Source organism: Bradyrhizobium sp. USDA 10063 (assembly GCF_054063735.1).
In genome coordinates, this window is sequence record NZ_JBSSGP010000002.1 from 2,699,950 (window position 1) to 2,722,121 (window position 22,172).

The 22,172-nt window shown below is 62.9% G+C and carries 21 protein-coding genes; 7 read left to right on the forward strand and 14 right to left on the reverse strand.

Annotation, left to right across the window (positions count from 1 at the left end):
- Positions 1-229: 229 nt before the first annotated feature.
- Complete coding sequence (locus ACVJGD_RS15205; RefSeq protein WP_456635099.1) at positions 230-886, reverse strand: glutathione S-transferase; 657 nt, start codon at positions 884-886, stop codon at positions 230-232.
- Positions 887-1,087: 201 nt separating this feature from the next.
- Here ACVJGD_RS15205 and ACVJGD_RS15210 point away from each other — a divergent pair, with 201 nt between their 5' ends.
- Both ACVJGD_RS15210 and ACVJGD_RS15215 read left to right on the forward strand, forming a co-directional pair.
- A complete protein-coding gene (locus tag ACVJGD_RS15210) occupies positions 1,088-2,308 on the forward strand; it encodes a polyhydroxyalkanoate depolymerase (RefSeq protein WP_456640258.1) in 1,221 nt (406 codons plus the stop codon).
- Positions 2,309-2,447: 139 nt separating this feature from the next.
- A complete protein-coding gene (locus tag ACVJGD_RS15215) occupies positions 2,448-3,242 on the forward strand; it encodes a substrate-binding domain-containing protein (RefSeq protein WP_456635100.1) in 795 nt (264 codons plus the stop codon).
- A gap of 97 nt (positions 3,243-3,339) precedes the next feature.
- On the opposite strand, the gene ACVJGD_RS15220 is transcribed toward ACVJGD_RS15215, so the two are convergent.
- The 6 genes from ACVJGD_RS15220 to ACVJGD_RS15245 form a co-directional block, all read right to left on the reverse strand.
- Positions 3,340-5,079, reverse strand: a complete 1,740-nt coding sequence (locus tag ACVJGD_RS15220; protein ID WP_456635101.1) for a protein kinase domain-containing protein — start codon at positions 5,077-5,079, stop codon at positions 3,340-3,342.
- Between the two features lie 58 nt (positions 5,080-5,137).
- A complete protein-coding gene (locus tag ACVJGD_RS15225; protein WP_456635102.1) occupies positions 5,138-5,962 on the reverse strand; it encodes a formate/nitrite transporter family protein in 825 nt (274 codons plus the stop codon).
- Positions 5,963-6,407: 445 nt separating this feature from the next.
- Complete coding sequence (locus tag ACVJGD_RS15230) at positions 6,408-7,199, reverse strand: transporter substrate-binding domain-containing protein (RefSeq protein ID WP_456635103.1); 792 nt, start codon at positions 7,197-7,199, stop codon at positions 6,408-6,410.
- Complete coding sequence (locus ACVJGD_RS15235) at positions 7,196-7,621, reverse strand: DUF4399 domain-containing protein (RefSeq protein WP_456635104.1); 426 nt, start codon at positions 7,619-7,621, stop codon at positions 7,196-7,198. The genes ACVJGD_RS15230 and ACVJGD_RS15235 overlap by 4 nt, the downstream gene beginning before the upstream one ends.
- 30 nt (positions 7,622-7,651) lie before the next feature.
- Positions 7,652-9,217: an SUMF1/EgtB/PvdO family nonheme iron enzyme gene (locus ACVJGD_RS15240; protein ID WP_456635105.1), complete on the reverse strand. Its 1,566-nt coding sequence runs from the start codon at positions 9,215-9,217 to the stop codon at positions 7,652-7,654.
- 205 nt (positions 9,218-9,422) lie between these two features.
- The gene (locus ACVJGD_RS15245) at positions 9,423-10,601 is read right to left on the reverse strand and encodes an MFS transporter (protein ID WP_456635106.1); all 1,179 of its coding nucleotides are present in this window, start codon (positions 10,599-10,601) and stop codon (positions 9,423-9,425) included.
- A 98-nt stretch (positions 10,602-10,699) separates the two neighbouring features.
- Here ACVJGD_RS15245 and ACVJGD_RS15250 point away from each other — a divergent pair, with 98 nt between their 5' ends.
- Both ACVJGD_RS15250 and ACVJGD_RS15255 read left to right on the forward strand, forming a co-directional pair.
- Positions 10,700-11,500, forward strand: a complete 801-nt coding sequence (locus tag ACVJGD_RS15250) for an AraC family transcriptional regulator (protein ID WP_456635107.1) — start codon at positions 10,700-10,702, stop codon at positions 11,498-11,500.
- Positions 11,501-11,607: 107 nt separating this feature from the next.
- A complete protein-coding gene (locus tag ACVJGD_RS15255; RefSeq protein WP_456635108.1) occupies positions 11,608-12,960 on the forward strand; it encodes a malonyl-CoA decarboxylase in 1,353 nt (450 codons plus the stop codon).
- Positions 12,961-13,903: 943 nt separating this feature from the next.
- Here ACVJGD_RS15255 and ACVJGD_RS15260 read toward each other — a convergent pair.
- The 7 genes from ACVJGD_RS15260 to ACVJGD_RS15290 all read right to left on the reverse strand — a co-directional run bounded on the left by ACVJGD_RS15260 (position 13,904) and on the right by ACVJGD_RS15290 (position 19,971).
- On the reverse strand, positions 13,904-15,073 hold the full coding sequence (locus ACVJGD_RS15260) for a mandelate racemase/muconate lactonizing enzyme family protein (protein ID WP_456635109.1): 1,170 nt from the start codon (positions 15,071-15,073) through the stop codon (positions 13,904-13,906).
- Positions 15,074-15,202: 129 nt separating this feature from the next.
- Positions 15,203-15,472 (reverse strand): DUF3297 family protein, encoded by a 270-nt coding sequence (locus ACVJGD_RS15265; protein ID WP_456635110.1) that lies wholly within the window; start codon positions 15,470-15,472, stop codon positions 15,203-15,205.
- Positions 15,469-15,945: a glutathione peroxidase gene (locus tag ACVJGD_RS15270; RefSeq protein WP_456635111.1), complete on the reverse strand. Its 477-nt coding sequence runs from the start codon at positions 15,943-15,945 to the stop codon at positions 15,469-15,471. The genes ACVJGD_RS15265 and ACVJGD_RS15270 overlap by 4 nt, the downstream gene beginning before the upstream one ends.
- Before the next feature lie 12 nt (positions 15,946-15,957).
- Positions 15,958-17,349: an amidase family protein gene (locus ACVJGD_RS15275; protein WP_456635112.1), complete on the reverse strand. Its 1,392-nt coding sequence runs from the start codon at positions 17,347-17,349 to the stop codon at positions 15,958-15,960.
- Between the two features lie 223 nt (positions 17,350-17,572).
- Entirely contained in the window at positions 17,573-18,142 is a 570-nt protein-coding gene (locus tag ACVJGD_RS15280; protein WP_456635113.1) for a c-type cytochrome, read from the reverse strand.
- 116 nt (positions 18,143-18,258) lie between these two features.
- A complete protein-coding gene (locus ACVJGD_RS15285; RefSeq protein WP_456635114.1) occupies positions 18,259-19,533 on the reverse strand; it encodes a PQQ-dependent sugar dehydrogenase in 1,275 nt (424 codons plus the stop codon).
- A gap of 177 nt (positions 19,534-19,710) precedes the next feature.
- Complete coding sequence (locus tag ACVJGD_RS15290; protein ID WP_456635115.1) at positions 19,711-19,971, reverse strand: DUF6894 family protein; 261 nt, start codon at positions 19,969-19,971, stop codon at positions 19,711-19,713.
- Positions 19,972-20,228: 257 nt separating this feature from the next.
- On the opposite strand from ACVJGD_RS15290, the gene pqqA reads away from it, so the two are divergent.
- From pqqA to pqqC, 3 genes are all read left to right on the forward strand, one after another.
- On the forward strand, positions 20,229-20,309 hold the full coding sequence (gene pqqA, locus ACVJGD_RS15295) for a pyrroloquinoline quinone precursor peptide PqqA (RefSeq protein ID WP_035635412.1): 81 nt from the start codon (positions 20,229-20,231) through the stop codon (positions 20,307-20,309).
- Between the two features lie 145 nt (positions 20,310-20,454).
- Positions 20,455-21,384 carry a pyrroloquinoline quinone biosynthesis protein PqqB gene (gene pqqB, locus ACVJGD_RS15300; protein WP_456635116.1) on the forward strand — a complete coding sequence of 310 codons (930 nt, stop codon included), beginning with the start codon at positions 20,455-20,457 and terminating at the stop codon, positions 21,382-21,384.
- Positions 21,381-22,160, forward strand: a complete 780-nt coding sequence (gene pqqC / locus ACVJGD_RS15305) for a pyrroloquinoline-quinone synthase PqqC (protein WP_456635117.1) — start codon at positions 21,381-21,383, stop codon at positions 22,158-22,160. The genes pqqB and pqqC overlap by 4 nt, the downstream gene beginning before the upstream one ends.
- The last annotated feature ends 12 nt before the right edge of the window (positions 22,161-22,172 follow it).

Below are 22,172 nucleotides of genomic sequence, written 5' to 3' on the forward strand. Positions count from 1 at the left end.
GCTATGCGAAATCCGCGCCAGTCGCGTTGCGGTGCGGTGATTTTGGAGATCCCTGCCGCCAAGCGGATGAAGCGCTTGGAATCAAGTCCGAATCTGGGTCGGGCGATTTTTTGCGGCGCAACTAACGTTCGGCTGCGGCTACTCACGCGCGGCTTTCAGGGCGCGAGCTTTAGGCAGAATCTGCACCGGGCTTGAGCCCGCCGAACAGGCAGCCCGCCGACAGCGCTGCCTAATATTCGACCTCCAGCTCCTCGACGTCGGCAGGCTCGGCTTTGGCTGCCTCGATCCACTCGCGCATCTCCGCCATCGACATGATGGTCTCGGCATAGGCCGCAAGCGTCGGCTCGAGCTTGACGTCGTAGGTGATGAAGCGGGTGACGACTGGCGCATACATCGCGTCCGCCATGGTGCGGCGCTCACCGAACAGGAATGGTCCACCGGATTGGGCTAGACACTCGCGCCAGATGGTGCAGACCCGGTCGATATCGGCCTGCGCGCGCGACCAGATCTTGAAGCCGGGGAAATGGCCTTTCAGATTGACCGGCAGCGAGGCGCGCAGCGTCGAGAAGCCGGAATGGATTTCACCGCAGATCGAGCGGCAATGCGCCCGCTTTATGCGGTCGTCCGGCAACAGGCCGGCGTTCGGCATGATCTCGTTGAGGTACTCGGCGATCGCCAGCGTGTCCCAGACCGTAGCGCCCTCGTGGCGCAGACAGGGCACCAGGATCGACGACGACAGCAGCAGGAGCTCCGCGCGGGCCGAGGCGTCATCAGGAGCGGTGATGACCTCCTCGAATTCCAGCCCCGCGAATTTCGCCAGCAGCCAGCCGCGCAGCGACCATGACGAGTAGTTCTTGCTGCTGATGGTCAGTGTCGTTGTCGCCATAGGGCCTTTCCCTCACGTCTCAACGTCGACCGCAGGGACTTAAGCCTCCAGCCTATCCGTGCGGATATCGCCCCTGCTTATTGTCTGGGCGCCGAATATCCCACGCAGCAAGCCACGTGCCAATTTCGAGGGCGGTTCGACGCCGCTTTGGCTTCGATATTGCATAGCAACACGGGGCAAGGGCGGTCGCGTATGATGTCAATGTCAATGATGTACCAAGCCTACCAGAATCACATGGACCTGACGGCACCATGGCGCACGGGGGCCGCAGCGGCACTTAGATATCTTAATCTGGTACCGCAGGGGGTCTCGGACCGGCTGTTCGGCCGGCTTGCGGCCGCACTCGAACTGATCTCGCGCTCGACCCTGACCTATACCCGCCCCGACTATGGCATCGGCAGCGTGAAGGTAGGCAATCGGGAATTGGAGGTGCGGGAGGAGGTCACCTACGCCACGCCGTTCGGATCGCTCCTGCACTTCAAGAAGGTCGATGGACCCGAGCACCCGCGCCTGTTGCTGGTGGCCCCGATGTCCGGTCACTTCGCGACGCTATTGCGCGGCACGGTCACGACGCTGCTGCAGGACCACGACGTCTACATCACCGACTGGCACAACCCGCGCGATATTCCACTCGATCAGGGCCGCTTCGGGCTCGAGGATTACACGGACCATCTCATCACCTTCCTCGACAAGCTCGGCCCCCGCGCGCACATGGCCGCGATCTGCCAGCCCTCGGTGTCGGCGCTCGCGGCGGCGGCGATCATGTCGGAGGACAATCATCCCGCACGGCCCGCATCGCTGACCTTGATGGCGGGACCGATCGACACGCGCATCCAGCCGACCAAGGTCAACGAATTTGCGAAGAGCAAGCCGATAAAATGGTTCGAGAGCAACCTCATCAACTACGTGCCGATCCAGTGCCGGGGCGCGTTCCGAAAGGTCTATCCGGGTTTCGTGCAGCTCACCGCCTTCGTGTCGATGAACCTCGAGCGCCACATCAAGCAGCACATGGACCTCGCCAATCATCTCGCCAAGGGCGAGAAGGAGAAGGCAAACGTCATCAAGACTTTCTACGATGAATATTTCGCGGTGATGGATCTGCCGGCGGAATTCTACATCGAGACCGTGCGCGACGTGTTCCAGGAGCACCTGCTGCCCCAGGGCAAGCTGATGCACCGGGGTCGGCCGGTAAATCCCGCCGCTATCAGGCGCATGGGCCTGATGACGGTCGAAGGCGAGCGCGACGACATCTGCTCGATCGGCCAAACGCTGGCGGCGCAAGATCTCTGCACCAGCGTGCGTGGCTATCGCAAGGTGCATCACATGCAGGCCGGCGTCGGCCATTACGGCGTGTTCAGCGGCAAACGCTGGAACAACGAGATCTATCCGCTGTTGCGCGACTTCGTGCATGTCAATTCGTGACAAGCGACGAGTTCGCCTCCGTCCCCTCTCCCATGGCATGGCTGACCAGATTTCAACGTGAGCGGTAACTGCTAGCCGCCTGTAGCTTGCCGAAGTAACGTCGCCGCAACGATCAAAGAATCCCTTGGGAGAAACACCCATGCGGCACCGCGCCACCTTCCGCGCATTCGCCCTCGCCTGCTTCGCCGTACTCTTCCTCGCCGCTTCTGCGTCCGCCGCCGAAATCCATGTGATGATCTCGGGCGGGCTGACCGCCGCCTACAAAGCCCTGGTGCCCGAATTCGAGCGCAAGACCGGCCACAAGGTATCGACCGCCTACGGACCGTCGATGGGAACCACCGTCAACGCGATTCCGGTGCGGCTCGAGCGCGGCGAGCCCGCCGATGTGCTCATCATGGTCGGCTACGCTCTCAATGACCTCGCCAAGCAAGGCCAGGTGATAGCCGACAGCCGCGTCGATCTCGTCAAGTCGCCGATCGGGATTGCGGTGAAATCAGGCGCACCGAAGCCGGAGATCAGTTCGGCAGATGCCGTGAAGCGCGCGCTGCTCGCGGCAAATTCGGTCGCCTATTCCGATAGCGCCAGCGGCGTCTATGTATCGACCGACATGTTCCAGAAGCTCGGCATTGCCGAGGCGATGAAGGACAAAGCGAGGAAGATTCCGGCCACGCCGGTCGGCGAGATCGTGGCCAAGGGTGAGGCCGAGATCGGCTTCCAGCAGATCAGCGAGCTGAAGCCCGTCGCCGGCATCGATATCGTCGGGCCGCTGCCGGATGAGCTGCAGAAGATCACGGTGTTTTCCGCCGGGATCGCCAGCGCCTCCAAGGAACCCGACGCCGGAAGGGCGCTGATCCAGTTCCTCGCATCGCCCGACGCCCGTGCAGAATTGATCAAGAGCGGGCTGGAGCCGATCCCCTCCAGTACCACGCATTAACGCGTTTTCGAGCGAAGTGGACACCGGTCCGCGTGAAGAAAACGCGTCAAAACAAGAGTCCAGAGCTTCTGGTTCTGATTCAATCAGAACCGAAGCTCTAACGAAAATGATGCGCACCATAGGCCAGCAGGAGAACGATGGCGAGCGCCAGCATGAGCGTCGTGCACTTCCAGAACAATAGCGGGTTGCGCTCAATCAGTGGCGTCGATGACGTCGTGAGATATTTTGCGTTGGGATTGCGGAGGTCGAACAAGAACTCCGACAGGCTGTCGTATCGCTTGTATGGATTAGGATGCACAGCCCGTTCCAGCGTTCGATCGACCCAGATCGGGATCTCCGGACAGATGTGTGTGGCCGGGCCGTAGATGAGCCTGCTTAGGTCCGATCGCGTCCTCGCGCGGGCGACCTGGGCGCCATAGGGCAGCCTTCCCGTCAACATGTGGTAGGTGACGACCCCGAGCGAGAACAAATCCGAGCGCGGCGTGCCAGGCTCGCCCAGGAAATATTCCGGGGCAGTATATTGCTGGGTGCCGAGGATGTCGTCGGGGGCGTCCGAGGGCGCCGCCTCGACCACGCCGGTGATCCTGGTCGATCCGAAATCGATGATCTTCACCGTGCCGGTCTTGTCGATCATGATGTTGTCGGGCCTGATGTCCTGGTGCAGCATCTCCTTGCGGTGGAAGGCCCGGATGCCCTTGGCGATCTGCTCGACGATGCCGCGCACCGTCTCGAGCTGCGGCTTTGGATTGTCGATCATCCATTGCCGAAGCGTCTGCCCGTCGATGAACTCGGTCGCGACGTAGAGATAGTTGCGCTTGCGCGACGGCGTCCAGGGCTTCAGCACATGCGGACTGTCGATGCGCTTGGCGACCCACTCCTCCATCATGAAGCGCTTCAGATAGGCGGGGTCGTCGCGCAGATCGATCGACGGAATCTTGATCGTAACCGTGGTGCCGGTGTCGTTATCGACGGCGAGGTAGATGTGGCTGCGGCTGCTGCCATGCAGCTCGCGCACGATGGTGTAGCCGTCGAACGCCATTCTGGCCTCCAGGAGCGGCGGCAGCGGCAATTCGCCCGATTGGCCGAACGCCTCGCTGGCGCTGCTCTCCGGCAGTTCGTCGATACGTACGATCTGGATGGTGAGATTGTCCTGGCTGCCGCGCTCATAGGCCTGCTCGACGATGGCCCTGGCCGCCTTGTCGAGGTCATCGGCGCCGTCGGCGATCACCTTCGCCAACTGGCGCGGTGCGACATGCTCATAGATGCCGTCGGTCGCCAGCAGGAACGTGTCGCCCCGCTCGACCCTGAACGACTGGTAGTCGATCTCGACCTGCGGATTTACGCCCAAGGCACGGCCGAGATAGCTCTGCACCGAGGACAGGACCACGCGGTGATCGATGGTCAGTTGCTCAAGGCTGTTGCCGGCGAGGCGATAGATCCGGCAGTCGCCGACATGGAAGATGTGCGCGGTGGTCGACTTGATCACCATGGCGCTCAGCGTGCAGACATAGCCCTTGTCCTTTTCGTAAGGGTTTTGGCTGCGCCGCGTCTGCGCATGCAGCCACGAGTTGGTAGCTTCCAGCACGCGCTGCGCCGAGGTCTTCACCGACCAGGATTCCGAGGTACAGTAATAGTCGGTCAGGAAGCCTTTGACGGCCGACTCGCTCGCGATGCGGCTGACGCCGCTCGAGCTGATCCCGTCGGCGAGCACGATCGCGATGCCCTTCAGGCCGAGCAGCGGCTCGCTCGGAATCAGGACGCCATGAAAATCCTGATTGGTTTCCTTGCGGCCCTTATCGGAACATTGCCCGACCGATATTTTGAGTTCGCGCGCCATCGCGTATCAGTAGCAGACGGATCCGTCCCGACGGGACGGACCCGTCTGCCCACAAGGATCAAGCCGCGAGGCGCTGGCGCTCGCGCTTCGGCGCTGTTTTCACATGCGTGGCGTAGAGCGTCAGCCCGGTGAAGGCGAGACCGCCAACGAGGTTGCCGACCACGGTCGGAATCTCGTTCCAGATCAGATAGTCCATGATCGTGAACTTGCCGCCGAGCAAGAGCCCCGAAGGGAACAGGAACATGTTCACGATCGAATGCTCGAAGGTCATGAAGAAGAACAGCATGATCGGCATCCACATCGCGATCACCTTGCCGCTTACGGAAGTCGAGATCATCGCGCCGACCACGCCGGCCGAGACCATCCAGTTGCAGAGCATGCCGCGGACGAACAGCGTCAGCATGCCCGCCGCACCATGCGCCGCGTAGCCGACCGTGCGGCTTTCGCCGATGGTGCCGATGATCTGGCCGACCTTGTCGGGCGGCGATGAGAAGCCGAAGGTGAACACGATCGACATCATCACGGCCACCGTGAAGGCGCCGGCGAAATTGCCGATGAACACCAGGCCCCAGTTGCGCAGCACGCCGCCGAGCGTCACGCCCGGTCGCCCGTCGATCCAGGCGAGCGGCGACAACACGAACACGCCGGTCAGAAGATCGAAGCCGAACAGGTAGAGCATGCAGAAACCGACGGGAAACAGCGCCGCGCCGACGATCGGCACACCGGTCGATACGTTGACGCTCACCGCAAAGGCCGCGGCGAGCGCCAGGATCGCACCCGCCATATAGGCGCGGATCACCGTGTCGCGCGTCGACATGAAGATCTTCGATTCACCCGCGTCCACCATCTTGGTGACAAATTCCGAAGGCACGAGATAGGCCATTCCAGTTCCCCTTATTCGCAAAACCAAGGGCACCACGGCTTCGCCGCGGCGCTGATATGAAGGATGAGTGGCCATCCTGGACGCGCGCCCGATCTACGGCGCGACAGGAATGAGACAGTTCCTGCTGCGACGCTGCGGTTGGCGGAGCCCGGTTGGAACAGGGATGTGGGGTGGCGTCTTTAATGACTGCTCGCGGCGCCCTGATAAGGTCGCTTTGATCCCTGCGCCTTCAGCCAACGCTGGCCTAGGCAATCCGAAGGACGGCAGTCGTCATTGACTGGGGCACCTGAAAGCAAGCGATGTGCCAACAGCCGTCTTTGCCGATCGCTGGAGAACGGCTTGGAATTCCGGGGTTTTGGTAGTTGCCGTTGCTCCGGCCTGGTGAGCACGATGCCGTTGATTTGGGCACGTTGCCCATACGGCGCGCACGATGAGGACTGCGCGCCTATTTGGCCTGCGTCCGGATCGGGGTATCCTTGAGCCCGTTGTTGTCATAGGCCTTGCGCAGGGTGCCGTTGACAGCCGCGTCCGTCATGAACTTGGTCGCGAACGTCGCCGACAATGGATGGTTCAACGGGACCGCGACCGCGGTCACCGTCTGCTTGAAGGTTTCGTCCAGCACCCGCGTGCCCGGAATCTTCTTCGCCATCGCATTGAGCTGGTCGCGCGACAGTGCGAACGCGTCGACCTCGCCGTTCTTCAGGAGATTGAAGATTTCGTCATAGGTCTGATAGCCCGTCACTTTCGCATTCTTCAGGTGAACGATCGCGCCGCGCATGGTCGTGGTGTTGTTGACGGCAGCGACTTTGACGCCCGGCTGGTCGAGGCTGGCGAAATTCGTCACCGTCGAGCCCGGCTTGACGATGTAGGTCGCGTCCGCGACCTCGTAGATCGGGCCGAACGTCATCCTGGTTTCGCGCTCGGGATCCTTGGGCAGGAAGGTGACGTCCCAGGCGCCCTTGGATGCCGCATCGGTGATCTGCCCGGAATTCTGGTGCACGACATATTCCACGGGTATGCCGAGTTGCGCGGCCATTGCCTTGCCGAGATCGACCGGCACGCCGGCATAGCCGGTTTCGGTCTTCGTGCACCAGAACGCGCCGCCCGCCGGGCTGATCGCAATCGCGACGCGGAGCTTGCCGGTCGGCGCGATCTCGTCCTTCAGCGCGTCAGCACTGGCCGGCGCTGCCATCATGGCGGCTGCGAGAACAAGGCCTGCGAGACGCAACACACTCATCTGACGCGGATCGTGATCTTTTCCGAGACGACCGGCGGCTTGAACGGATAGTGCTTGGCGTCGCCGAGCACGAGCTGCAAAGTATGTTTGCCGGGCGGCAGCTCGATGCGCGCTTCGGTCTGGCCTGCGCCGAAGTGCAGGTGGGACTTGTCCGATGGAATCGGCTCGTTCGGATTGAGCGGCTCGTTCACGTCGATCAGCAGATGGTGATGACCGGCGTTCGCATAGTCATCGCCGGCATGAGTCACACCCATATTGCGCAGGCCGAAGCGGCACCAGAATGCCCCCTTGATCGTCGCCCCATTCTGCGGCCAGACGAAATACAGGACCGCATCCTTAGGCGCGGGCCTGTCTTGCGCGTGCGCGACATTCGCAAGCGACGACAGGACCGCCGAAATCAGAAGCGTACGCGCAATTCTCATTGCCCCCTCCCCGATCCGAATACACTAAAGCTAAGGCGACAGCGCGACACGGAAACCATGGGTCGGGTATCGAACGTTGGTGTCGTAGCTGTCCCGATTGGCCGGCCGCACATAACGCGTGTCATTCTTCCAGGAACCGGAGCGGAGCACATGGGATGTGCAGTCTCCCCCGAGCCAGGGTGAACCGTCGGTCGGCGCGCCCTGGTAGTTCTTGTGCCAGCAATCTTCCACCCACTGGTCGACCGCACCGCCCATGTCGTGGAGGCCGAACGGATTGGCCTTGAAGTTGCCGACTTTGGTCGGCTGCTCGGCGGCGGCGCTGTCGCCGCAATCCTTGCAACTGGCCATGCCCGGCTGCATCTGGTCGCCCCACCAATATTTGGTCTGCGTTCCGCCACGGGCCGCAAATTCCCACTCGGCTTCGCTCGGAAGCCGGTAGGCCTTCTTCGTGACGTCCGCGAGCCAGGTGACGTATTGCTTGGCATCGCTCCAGCTCACATTGGCGACTGGCGCCTCATCCTTTCCGGTCGCCGTGAAACCGCACACTTTAGCGGCGGCGCACGCGTTCCATTCGCGGACCGTGACCGGATATTTGGCGATGGCGAAGGGCTTGATCGTCACCCGTCGGATCGGCCGCTCCGACGGATCATCATTGCTCCCCATCGAGAAGCTGCCGCCCGGAAGCGCGATCATCTCGGGCTCCCGCACGGACGGCGTGGGTGGCGGCGGGATGACCGCAGTCACCGCCGGGCTCGCGGAGGGCTGCGGTTGCGGCGGCTGCGGTTGAGCCGTGGGGCTGGCAGCAGGGGCAACCGCCTGTTTCGTCGCGGGTGCCGGTTCGGCCGCCTTCGGCGATGCAGCGGGCGACGGCGATGACACTGGCGCCGGCGTCCGGTCCGCCACCTTTTCGCTGCGCGGTATCAGCAAGGACCAGAGGATGCCGCCGGCGATGATCAGTAGCGTGATGCTGAGCAGGAAGATCAGGATATTCTCGCGCCGACGGCGCGTCCGGTGGAAGGCCGAGGCATCGGGCAGCACGCGATAGACCCGCACCGGGTCGGTGATGTTCTTGACCTTGCGGTCGCCGAGCGATTCGTAGCCGCACACCAGCTTGTGCTTGATCTGCTCGTAGATGCCGCCGGAGATGAAGACCTGCCCCGGCTCGGCAATGCCTTCGAGGCGCGAGGCGACGTTGACACCGTCGCCATAGATGTCGTCGGGCTCGATGATGACGTCGCCGAGATTGACGCCGATCCGGTACTCGATCCAGTAGTCCTTCGGCACCGCCGCGTTGCGACCGACCAGGTTCTGCTGGATCACGATGCTGCACCTGACGGCTTCGACCGGACTGTCGAATATCGCGATGAAGCCATCGCCGGTCGTCTTCACCAGCCTGCCATGATGCTCCACGATGGTCGGCTCGATCAGGTCACGCTCGATCCGCTTGACGCGGCTGTGCGTGCCCTCCTCGTCGAGCTGCATCAGGCGGCTGTAGCCGGCGATGTCGCCTGCAACGATCGCAGCAAGACGCCGGGGCGTCGAATCGCCCGGCGGCCGCTCATGCCTACCCGACTTGAAGTCGCGAATCTCACCCATGGATCGGTTGGGCTCCACAAACCGCAAACGCAGCGTTCGAAGCGCAATATAAGCGCCTCAGCCCCCGAAACCTAATAGTCTGCCCACAAAGAGCGTATCACACTCCTCACCTGGAACAAAGCTTGCCAGATATTGTGCGACGCATGAAGTGACGCAGTTCACATAGCGATCAACCTTGCGTGTCCGCGACAAAATATCACCAGCCTCAGTTCGCCTGCGGCGCCGGCGTCCTGATCTCATTGGGCAGGATAATAGCCGCCGCAATCGCCAGTAGACAAAGCCCGGCGAACGCACGCAGCATGGTGACAAACCCGCCCTGCTCATAGAGCCAGGCGACCAGCCCGACCGAGGCGCCGGCCGCGGTGAAGCCGACGAAATAGCGCACCGCATAGGCGCGCGAGCGCCATTCCTCGCTGGTGTACTTGCCGACCATGGCGTCGTTGACCGTGACCTGACCGAACGCGCCCATCACGATGCCGATCGACACCAAAATCAGCGGCAGGTCCGACAGCGTCGCTGCCAGATAGAGGAACGGCGCCAGCATGAAGGACAGCGGCAGCGCCACCGTCTTGAGCGAATGGCGGTCGAGCAGCTTGCCGATCGTATACTGCGTCATCGCGCCGAACACATAGACGCCGGCAGCGATCACGCCGAGCAGCGCCGGGCTTTTCGTCAGGTCGGCCAGCCGCTCCGCAAACAGTTTCGGCAGCGCCACCGTCACTGCATTGAACGTGGTCGAGATCGCGATCACCACGATCAGAAGCGCCAGGATCACCCGCCACATATCCTTCTTCGCGACACGCGCCTGGGCAGCGGCCTGCTTCGTCCCCTTGCGATCCTCATGCACCACGGTCAGCGCGAAGGCGATGCCGAGCAGCACGGTGACGACGCCGGGGATGATGAAGGCAAACCGCCAGCCGAGATACTGCCCGATCACACCGGTGACCAGCGCGGAAGAGGCGACGCCAAGATTGCCCCAGACCCCGTTCAGCCCCATCTCGCGGCCGAGCTTGTCCGCGTAGGACACGATCATGGCGGTGCCGACCGGATGATAGATCGAGGCGAACACGCCGATCGCGAGCAGTGCCGCGCCAAGCTGCAGTGGGCTCGAGACGAAGCCGACCGAGATCATGGACAGCCCGATGCCGATGAAGAAGATCACCATCATATGGCGGCGGCTCCAGCGGTCGCCGAGCCAGCCGGTGAGCAGCGAGCCGGCGCCGAAGGCGATGAAGCCCGGGGTGGCGTAAGGCAGCAACTCCGAATAGGCCATGCCAAGCGCCGGCCCCATCACGATGACGGCGGCGGCGAAGATCAGCATCGAATAATGGTCAATGAAATGGGCGGCGTTGACGAAGGCGATCACCCGGCCGGGGCTGTTCATGCGCTGATCCTGTTTCGATCCCCTTAGAACTCCTCTCAAGGGAATCCTCTTGTTTTCCGAACTAGGTTATAGGGAGTTGTCCTGACGGGATGTCGCCAATGACTGTCGCCGAAACGCCAATTGCCACGATCTTGCGGGGCCAGCGCGCCACCGGCGATGGCGTGCATCTGGTCGCGCGCCACTACCGGCGCGGCGTCCGGCTCGACACCCACATGCACCGCGAAGCGCAACTGGTCTACGCCGCCGAGGGCACGATGCAGGTGACGACGCCCAAGGGCCGCTGGCTGGTGCCGCCGGACCGCGCGGTGTGGGTGCCGGCGTTGCTGGAGCATTCGATCGACGTACTCGCTGACATCCAGATGCGGACGCTGTATTTCGAACTGCCCTGGCTCAAGCGCAACGCGCGCGGCAACAGCCTTGGCGCCGAATTCGTGGTGCGAGTATCGCCGCTCTTGCACCAGACCATCCTGTCGCTGTTCGACAGGCAGGACGACCATGAGCGGACCGCGCTTCTGTTGCGACTGGTCATGCTGGAACTGGACCAGGCGGAGGATTCCGCGACCTTCATTCCGCTGCCGCAGGAACCGCGCTGCCGGCGTGCCGCCAATATCGTCCTCGCCAATCCCACTGCTCAGCATGAAATCGAGACGCTGGCGCGCGAGGTCGGCACGTCGGCGCGAACCTTGTCGCGTCTGTTCTCGTCGGAAACGCAGCTTAGTTTCAAGAGCTGGTGCCAGCGCGCCCGCATCGCAGCCGCCATCGAACGGTTGTCGACGGAATCTGATGTATCGATCAAGCAGATCGCCGCCGATCTCGGTTATGCCAGCGTGCCGGCGTTCTCCCACGCCTTCCGCCAGGTGATGGGCAAGACGCCGACGGAATTTGCGGGCAAGGAATGAACACGAGACTTCATTGGCAGGACATGACAAAATGGTGTTCTTGATTATAGTCGGCAGGAACCAAAATCCTATGTAAGGTTTGGTTATCACAGGATTCGATCCTTCCCATGGCCAACGCCTTTTTCTCCGATCTGCTTGCAACGATTTCCGAGCGCGGCCGCACGCTGCTCGGGCGAGGCAATTCGCTCGAAACGAAGCAGGACGCCTCCGAACTGCTTGAATTGTGCGAAGCGCTGTTGTCGGGCCGCGGCGAAGCCTCGGGCACCGCGATGGCGCGAGAGGTGCTCGACCGCTATCACCATCTCGACGCTGCTGGGCGGCTGTCGTTCTTTCAGACGCTGGCCCGGGATTTCGGTCCCGACCGCGCCAGGCTGATGCAGGCGATCGAGGCCTGGCGCAAGGGTTCCGACGACGGCGAAGCCAGCGAGTTGCATTTCGCCTCCGAGCCGCGCCGGCAGGAACTGATCCGTAGGCTCAACCGCGCGCCGGGCGGCACCAGCGAGCTGGTGGCGATGCGTGCCGATCTGCTCAACCTGATGAAAGGCAACAAGGACCTGGCGTCGCTCGACCTCGACGTCACTCATCTGCTCTCTTCTTGGTTCAACAGGGGATTTCTCGTGCTGCGCAGGATAGACTGGTCGACCCCAGCCAATATTCTGGAGAAGATCATTCGCTACGAGGCGGTGCATGAGATCCGCGACTGGAACGACCTGCGCCGCCGCATCGATCCCATCGACCGCCGCTGCTACGCCTTCTTCCATCCGGCGCTGAACGACGAGCCGCTGATCTTCGTCGAGGTGGCGCTGACCGAGACGATCCCGGGCGCGATCGCGCCGCTGCTGGCCGAGCAGCGCGACCCGGTACCGATCGAGCGCGCCCGCACCGCCGTGTTCTATTCGATCTCGAACACCCAGCGCGGGCTCGGCGGGATTTCGTTCGGCAGTTTCCTGATCAAGCAGGTGGTCGAGGAATTGCGCCGCGAATTGCCGAAGCTCGACAACTTCGTGACGCTGTCGCCGGTGCCGGGGTTCATGCAGTGGCTGAAGCAGGCGACCGACGTCCCACTCTCCGAGGAGGACCGGCTGCTGCTCGAAAGCCTCGGCAAGCCCGACTGGTTCGAGAATGCCGAACTGGCCGCCCAGCTGCGCACCCTGCTGGAGCCGCTCGCCGCCTATTATTTCCTGAAAGCGCGGACGCCGAAGGGACGGCTGATCGATTCGGTGGCGCGCTTCCACCTCGGCAACGGCGCGCGGCTGGAGCGCATCAACTGGCTCGGCGACCTCTCGCCGAAGGGCATGCGCGAATCCGCCGGCATCATGGTCAACTATCTCTATCGTCTCGACGATATCGAGAAGAACCACGAAGCCTACGCCAACAACGGCGAAGTGATCGCCTCCAGCGCCGTGAAGAAACTGCTCAAGGGCGAAGGCCGCCGGCTGCTCGAGATGCGGCTGTCGTGACAGATGCAGCGTGAGCCAACGGTTCGCGTGAGCGCCAACCCGTAGGATGGGTAGAGCGAAGCGAAACCCATCGCGATGGAGCAAGCGGTGCAAATGATGGGTTTCGCTGCGCTCTACCCGTCCTAGGATTCTGCCAGACCCTCATCCTGAGGAGCGGCGTCCTCGCCGCGTCTCGAAGGATGAGGCCCTGCCGGTGGCCTCGCCCTTCGAGACGACCGCTGCGCGGTCTCCTCAGGGTGAGGATATAGGTAGGGAGTGCGCCGCTCTCTCAACGACGGGGTTAAGTCCGATTCGATTTTCAAACAGCGGAGAGGATGTGAGACTGCATTCTCGCGGCGCGTTGCGTCCGAGGTTTGCGTCTCGTTTCACCCTCCTCGATATCAGAGGGCGCAGGGAAAGCCGGGTGCCGGTTGCACCCGTGGGCCCCGTGCAACAAAAAGCACGGGGGTAGGACCACAGGTCAACCGAAGCAACTCCGGCTTTCCCTGCGCGATGGTTTTACAGCTTACTTCGTGCTCTTCCCGGTGACCGGGCTTTCTTGCCACCGTCATCTCTCGCGCGAAAAAAGTTCGCGCAAAAAACTTAGCGCCAGCGTCGGGGCGCCAGAACCACACGACTTCGCCGTCCGCGAATGCCACGCTCGTCAGTCGCAACACTCTCGTCCACCGCATCTCACCGCAACGTTCGTGACGATCGCGAGCCGCCCCTCATTCGGGTGAGATGCGCGGAGTCATAATGCTGATTTGCCCGACGGCGAAAGCGGTTTATTTTTCGCGCGAGGGCTGGACAGACTTTTGGTGATTTGCCCGTCGGGTTGTTTTGTCGCACCTAAACCGGCCGCATCGTCATTGCGAGCGGAGCGAAGCAATCCATGGCGCCACAAGCTGAGATATGGATTGCTTCGTCGCTTCGCTCCTCGCAATGACGGGGAATGGAGGGCTGACTAAGCGGCCAGCGCTTTCATCTCCTTGTAGAGATCGCTCTTGCCTTCGAAGCCGATGCCCGGAAGATCGGGCATCGTGATGTGGCCGCCCTCGACGCGCACGCCGTCGGGGAAGCCGCCATAGGGCTGGAACAAATCGGGATAGCTCTCATTGCCGCCGAGGCCGAGGCCGGCGGCGATGTTCAGCGACATCTGGTGCCCCCCATGCGGGATGCAGCGGCTCGGCGACCAGCCGTGGGTCTTCAGCACTTGCAGCGTGCGCTGATATTCGCAGAGGCCGTAGGACAGCGCGCAGTCGAACTGCAGCCAGTCGCGATCCGGCCGCATGCCGCCGTAGCGGATGAGATTGCGCGCATCCTGGTGGCTGAACAGGTTCTCGCCGGTCGCCATCGGCCCCGGATAGAATTCCGCGAGCGCGGCCTGCAGCGCGAAGTCGAGCGGATCGCCGGCTTCCTCATACCAGAACAGCGGATAGTCCCGCAGCATTTTTGCATACGCGATCGCGGTCTCCAGATCGAAGCGGCCATTGGCATCGACCGCGAGCTGCGCGTCCTTGCCGATCTCTTTCAGCACAGCCTCGATCCGCTCGCGGTCTTCGGCTATCGGCGCGCCGCCGATCTTCATCTTCACGACATTGTAGCCGCGGTCGAGATAGCCGCGCATCTCCGCGCGCAGCGCCGAGAGATCCTTGCCGGGATAATAATAGCCGCCGGCGGCATAGACGAAGACGCGCGGATTGGCGTTGACGCCATGCCGCTCGGCGAGCAGGCGGAACAGCGGCTTGCCCGCGATTTTCGCAACGGCGTCCCACACCGCCATGTCGATGGTGCCGACCGCCACCGAGCGTTCGCCATGGCCGCCGGGCTTCTCGTTCGACATCATGGTGGACCAGACCTTGTCCGGATCGAGATTGCCGCCGCTCGCGTCAAGCAGCGCTTTCGGATCGGCCTCGAGCAACCGCGGTGCAAAGCGCTCGCGGATCAGGCCGCCCTGCCCGTAGCGGCCGTTGGAATTGAAGCCGTAACCGACGACGCGCCTGCCATCGCGTACGACGTCGGTGACGACGGCAACCAGGCTCGTCGTCATCTTGGTGAAATCGATATAGGCGTTGCGGATCGGCGAGGCGATCGGCTTTGTCACCTCGCGGACGTCGATGATGCGGACGGACATGTGTGTTTGGCCTTAGGGTAGCGGTGGGCGGGTTTTCACCGTCATTGCGAGGAGCGAAGCGACGAAGCAATCCATGCCTCAGCAAGCGGTGAGATGGATTGCTTCGCTTCGCTCGCAATGACGATCAAATCAAGACTTCGTCTTGTCGCGGAAATACGGCTCGACCGGGCCGTGGACCTTGATGGTCAGCGGATTGCCGTAGCGGTCCTTGGCGTTGCCGGCGGTGACGCGCACCCAGCCTTCGCTGACGCAATACTCCTCGACATTGGTCTTCTCGACACCCTTGAAGCGGATGCCGACGTCGCGCGCCAGGACATCCGCATTGTAGTACGGGCTGTTCGGGTCGACCGACAGGCGGTCCGGCAGTTCGTCATGGGTGGGTTCGTCGTTCTCGCTCATAGCAAGGCCTCGATTGCTGTCTTCAGTCCTTCGGGCCGCGCGGTGGGCGCATGGCGCGCTACCACCCCGCCCGACCGGTCGACCAGAAATTTGGTGAAATTCCATTTGATCGACGGGCCGAGCAGGCCCGATTTCTCGTTCTTCAAGTAATTGTACAACGGATGCGCGCCCGCACCGTTCACCTCGATCTTGGCGAACATCGGGAACGTCACCGCGTAATTGGTTTCGCAGAACGCTGCGATCTGTTTTTCATCGCCCGGTTCCTGCGCACCGAACTGGTTGCAGGGAAAACCGAGCACGGAAAATCCGCGCGGCGAGAGCCCCAGATAGAGGTCCTGCAGTCCCTTGTATTGCGGGGTGAAGCCGCACGCGCTGGCAGTGTTGACGATGAGCAGCACCTGCCCCTCGAATTTCTTCAAGGGCACGTCGTCGCCGGCCAGCGAGCGGGCCGTGAAATCATAGACGCTTGGCATGTCGTTCTTCGATCAACCCGCGGGATCAATGACCGCGGACGGCGTGCCGCCGGCTTCGATTGCTTCGCCCGCGGCAAGGCAGAGATCTTCGCGATAGCGGCCCGAGACAAGTTGCACGCCGACCGGGATACGGCCGACCAAACCCGTGGTCACAACCAGCCCGGGCAGGCCCATAAAGGGAATGGCGATCTGCGGCAACTGCGCGTGCCAGACCCGCGCGAAGGACGCCTCGTCCTTGCGGTCGAGATGATCCGGGAAAGGCAATTCGCCGGACACCGGCATCAGCAGCACCGCGTATTGTTCGAAGAACGCCAGCCATTCGCGCGTCAATGTCGCCCGCCGCGTCAGCGCCTTGGAAAGATCGAACGGATGCACCTTGGCGCGGTTGCCGTGCAGGCACGCCAGCGCGCCGGGATCGCCCTCGCGCTCGGCCGCAGCCAATTGCGCCTCGTAGCCATCGCCGAGCCAGAGTTTCGTCTGCAGGTCGGCGGCTTCGCGCAGCGGCGGCGGCGTCGTGATCTCCTCGACGGTCCAGCCGGCGCGCTCGAGCCGCTTGCCGGCATCCACCACCGCCGCCTTCACCTCGGCGACCGGATTGAGCCCATCCGGATCGAGGCACATCGCGACGCGCTTCGCTACCGGCGGACCTTCCAGCGGCACCGGCATCCACCAGGGATCGCGAACATCGCGGGCCGACATCGCCGCGAGCGCGATGCGCAGGTCGCCAACGGTGCGCGCCAGCGGCCCCGAGACCGCGCTGATCTGCGGGCCGATCGGCCGCTCCGGCAGGGCGGCGTTGAAGGCGGGGATACGGCCCATGGTCGGCCGCAGGCCGTGCACGCCGCAGGCATAGGCCGGATAGCGGATCGAGCCCGCGATATCGGTGCCATGCGCGATATGCCCGATGCCGGCCGCGACCGCGGATCCCGCGCCACCGGACGAGCCGCCCGGCGTAAGGCTTGGATCGCGCGGGTTCTTGGTGTCGCCATGGATCAGGTTGGTGGTGAACCAGCGATAGGAGAAGGCCGGACAATTGGTGCGGCCGAGCAGGACGGCGCCTGCCTTCCGCAAATTCTCGACCACGGGATTGTTGACCTTCGCGATCACATCGCGCTGCAGTGTCAAGCCATTGGTGGTGGCAAACCCTTCCTGGTCGACATTGACCTTGATCGTGATGGGGACGCCGCCGAGCGGGCCGGCGTCCTCGCCGCGGGCGATCGCGGCATCGATAGCGTCCGCCTGCGCCAGCACTTCCGAAGGTCTATGGTCGACCACGGCGTTGAGCTTGGGGTTGACCGCATCCAGCCGCGCCAGAGCGGCGGTCGCTGCTTCCTTTGCCGAAACCTTCTTCGATTTGATCAGACCGGCCAGATCCGCGGCCGACAGACGCCAAAGTTCTTCCATTGCCAACTCCGTTGCGACCTCTGCTCCCTCTCCCGCTTGCGGGAGAGGGCCGGGGTGAGGGTGTCTCCGCGATGGGACTATCCGTGGGGAGAGAGCCCCCACCCGGCGCTACGCGCCGACCTCCCCCGCAAGCGGGAGAGGTGAAGAGCCGCGCCGATCAACACTATCGCATCACGCTATAGCGTCGCTCGCAGGACATGACCAGCACCGGAGCGCCCAGGATTTAGCGGTAGTGGGCGATGTAATAGGCAAGGTCGGCTATCTGCTCTTTGGTCACCGGCTGCATCACGTCGGCCATGGTGCCGTCATAGCCGTGGCGGGTGTTGTCCTTGTACTCGCTGAGCGTCTTGTTGAGGTAGTCCTCACGCTGGTTGGCGATGCGCGGGACGTTGTCGTTGCCGGAGAAATCCGGCTTGTGGCAGTTGTTGCAGAGATATTGATGCGCGAGCGCTTGGCCGCGCCCCATGCGGGCGGACTCGCCGGCGTCCGCCGGCGGCGCCGGCTTCGGCAAGGTGGCGATAAAATCGGAGAAGGCGCGAAGGTCGTCGTCGGACAGATCCTTCGCCATCTCGTTCATGGTGTCGAACACGCGCAGCTTCTCGCGGAACATGAAGAGCTGGATCAGCGCATAAGGCGCCTGCTGGGCTCCCAGCGACGGCGTGTTCTCGGTCTCCGACATCCCGCGCTCACCATGGCAGGCAAGACAGGGCGCGGCGCGCTCCGGGATGGTCTCGGCGCTCGCCGTAAAGGTGATGGACGCGAAGGCGAGCGCGGTGAATAGTTTCTTGTACATCGAGTGTCCTTGGCGTCACCGTCATTGCGAGCGAAGCGAAGCAATCCACCTCTCCGCGCGCGGAAGCATGGATTGCTTCGTCGCTGTTGCTCCTCGCAATGACGGCGATTGACTACTTACTGCCCCGCCACCTTCTGCTTGCCGTAGGTGATGCGGTAGACGGCGCCGTTCCAGTCGTCGGAGACGAGCAGCGAGCCGTCCTTGAGCTGCATCACGTCGACGGGACGGCCGACATATTTGTTGTCCTCGAGGAAGCCGGTGAGGAACGGCTCGACCGACTTCACCTTGCCGTCCTTGTCGAGCCTGACTACGGCGACGTCGCCGCCCTGCTTCTTCGACTTGTTCCAGGAGCCGTGGCGCGCGACGAAGATCGCGTTCTTGTAGGCCTTCGGGAACATGTTGCCGGTGTAGAAGCGCATGCCGAGCGCGGCGGTGTGCGGGCCCATCAGGCCGACCGGCGGGGTGTAGTCGCTGCAGGATTTGCCCCAGCCGAGCTCCTGGTCGATGATGTTGCCCTGGTAGCAGAACGGCGCGCCGAAATCCTCACCGGCCTTGGTCACGCGGTTGAGCTCATCCTCCGGCACCGTCTCGGACAGCCAGTCACGGCCGTTGTCGGTGAAGTAGAGGTGCTTGGTCTCGGGATTCCAGTCGAAGCCGACCGTGTTGCGCACGCCGACTGCATAGACCTCCGCGCCCGAGCCATCGAGATTGATGCGGCGGATCTGGCCATGCGCATCGTCATGCAGCACGTTGTTGCCGGGCTGGCCGACCGGGACGTAGAGCTTGTTGTCCGGGCCGACGGCGATAAACTTCCAGCCATGGGCCTCGTCCTTCGGCAGATTGTCGTAGATCACCGTCGGCTTCGGCGGATTGTCGATGACGTCGTCGATCTTCTCGATCTTGGAGACCTTCGAGAGCTCCGCGATGTAGAGCGTGCCGTCCTTGAAGGCGACGCCATTCGGACGATAGAGGCCGGAGGCGATCACCTTCACCTGGCGTTTGCCGTCCTTGTTGACGATGGCATAGACCTTGTCGACCAGGCGGCTGCCGACGAACACCGTGCCCTTGTCGCTCTGCGCCAGCGAACGCGCATTCGCCATGCCGGCGGCATAGACCTCGACGTTGAAGCCGGCGGGCACCTTGAGTTTGGCGAGCGGCAATCTGTCGGGCGCTGCCGGAATCGGAGGTGGCGCGACCGGGGCAAGCTTGGCGGCGGCCTCGTTCTCGGGCCGGCCGATCAGCGGCGAGCCGGGCGGCAGCGGCTGCGCCGCGGCCGGTGCCGCGCCGGCGGCAGGCGGATTGGCAGGCTGCTGTGCATGGGCGGCAAGCGTGAATGCGCTGAAGAAGGCGCCGGCCAAAGCAAGGCCGCGCGTGATGGTCAGGTTATTCATGGTTATGGTTCTCCCCAGATGCGAAAGCCTGTTGGTCCTCGCATGTGCAGCGCCCTGCGCATGCCGGCGTGGCTTCCTGAATGGCAGTTTCCGACATTCGCCCGCGGATGCGCAATCCGGAACATGGTCGGAATCAAGGCGGGGATGCGATGTAGCGCAGAACGACCGCGCAGACCTTCAATGTTTCGTGACCGAGCCCGCAGCCGGCAGATCGATGATCGCCTCCGAGAACGGAAATTCGAGCACGATATCGCCGTCATCGTCGGTCACTTCGATGACCGCATTCAACAGCGTGGCGTCGGCGCCTTCCGTTCGCAGCAGTTCCCGAATCATCGCCCGCGCCATTTCCCAGGCGCGATCGGGATCCCGCAGGACTTCGCCCTCGGGGTCGGAGATCAGCTCATCGCCGATACGGGTGTTGAAGAAATAGCGCGGCATCGGCGGCAGACACTCCCCGTTGAGACCCCCTGCGGTGGAAGCCCCCTGTCAAACCCAGAATCGCTATTGATCGCAATGCGAACAATAATGAAACGTGCGATTTGACTTGCGGCTCTCGCACAACTGCGTGAATTCCTGGTGCGACGCAGCATGACTGATGCAGCGCAGCACGTCAAAATTTAACTGGCGAACTTTTTCGCCTGCATTACCTTATTGCCCAGGGCGGAATGCGTCCGGTTTCGAACAAGGAGAGCCTAATGGCCTGGAAAGCACCGAAGATCGTCGAAGTATCCGTCGGCATGGAAATCAACATGTATATGTGCGCGACCCGCAAGTAAGGGGACGCGACAGCTTTAAGCACGTTGCTGGACTTGCGGGCGTCGGACCTTCCCGAAGGGGATTGGCGTTGACGCCCGGGTCCATTTTTGTTGTGTCCTTGCCTCGTTTGTCCCTACGTATCGGGTTTTCGCCGGGAGACGGATCATGCTTCGCGTCGTCGTCCTGGGCGCGGCGGCCGGTGGTGGCGTTCCGCAGTGGAACTGCGGCTGCCCGGTTTGCACCAAAGCGAGAAGCGAGGCTCCGGAACTGCAGAGCACCCAGGCTTCGATTGCGGTCAGCGCCGACGGCGTGCACTGGTTCCTGATCAACGCCTCGCCCGACCTGCGCCAGCAATTGATCGCGACGCCGCAATTGCACCCGAGGCGCGGCGAGCTTCGCCATAGCCCGATCGCGGGCGTGATCCTGACCAATGGCGAGATCGACGCGATCGCGGGACTGTTGTCGATGCGCGAGGGCTCGCCGTTTGCGATCTACGCACACCAGCGGGTGCTGGCGATCCTGAAGTCCAACAGCGTTTTCGACGTGCTCAGCGAGAAGAACGTCAAGCGCCGGCCGATCGCAGTTGATCGCGCGTTCGAGCCTGCCCTGCCCGACGGCGCGCCCTCTGGCCTCGAGGTGCTGCCGTTCGAGGTTCCCGGCAAGGGCGCGTGGTATCTCGAGGGCAAGGCGCATCCGGCCGGCAATGACGGCACGGGCGACACGCTGGGCCTGCGCATTGCGGAAAAGGCCAGCGGCAAATATTTCTACTTCCTGGCCGCGTGTGCGCATGTGACCGATGATCTGAAATCCCGGCTTGCGGGAGCGCCGCTGGTGTTCTTCGATGGCACGGTGTGGCGCGACGACGAGTTGATCGCGGCGGGCCTCGGCAACAAGACCGGTCAGGGGATGGGACATATTTCGATGTCAGGCGGCCATGGCGCGATCGAGAGCCTCGCCGGCCTTGATATCGGCCGAAAACTGTTCCTGCATATCAACAACTCCAACCCGGCTTTGTTGAAGGACTCTCCCGAGCGGAAGATGGCCGAGCGGGCCGGCTGGCAAATCCCCGCCGATGGAACGGAGATCGAACTTTGAACGCACCTTCACTGAGCGGAATGACCGCCTATTCGATCGGCAAGGGCGTGTCGCTTGATAGCGCCGAGGAGCTGGAAGCGATGCTGCGCCACATCGGCGCGACGCGCTATCACAACCTGCACCCATTCCATAAGCTCCTGCACGGCGGCAAGCTGAACAAGGGCCAAGTGCAGGCCTGGGCGCTGAACCGTTACTATTACCAGAGCACGATCCCGATCAAGGACGCGGTCGTGATCTCGCGCTTCCGCGACCGCATGACCCGCATCGAATGGCGCCACCGCATCGAGGACCATGACGGCGACACCGGCAGCGAAGGCGGCATCGAGCGCTGGCTGAAGCTGACCGAAGGTCTCGGCCTCGACAGCGCCTATGTGGAATCGACCGAAGGCATCCTGCCGGCGACGCGCTTTGCGGTGGAAGCCTATGTGCATTTCTGCCGCGACCGGACGCCGCTGGAGGCGATCGCCTCCTCGCTGACGGAGCTGTTCGCGCCGAACCTGCATGAGGAGCGCATCTCCGGGATGCTGCAGCACTACGACTTCGTCAGTCCTGACATCATGAGCTACTTCAAGCGCCGCCTGCAGCAGGCGCCGCGCGATGCCGGATTTGCGCTCGACTATGTCAAGAAAAACGCCAGGACACAGGCGGAGCGCGAGGCGGTCTGCAATGCGCTGATCTTCAAGACCAGCGTGCTGTGGGTGCAGCTCGACGCGCTGTACCATGCCTATGTCGACGGCCACATCCCGCCCGGCGCCTTCGTGCCGACGGCGAGCTAGAGGGGATTTTTG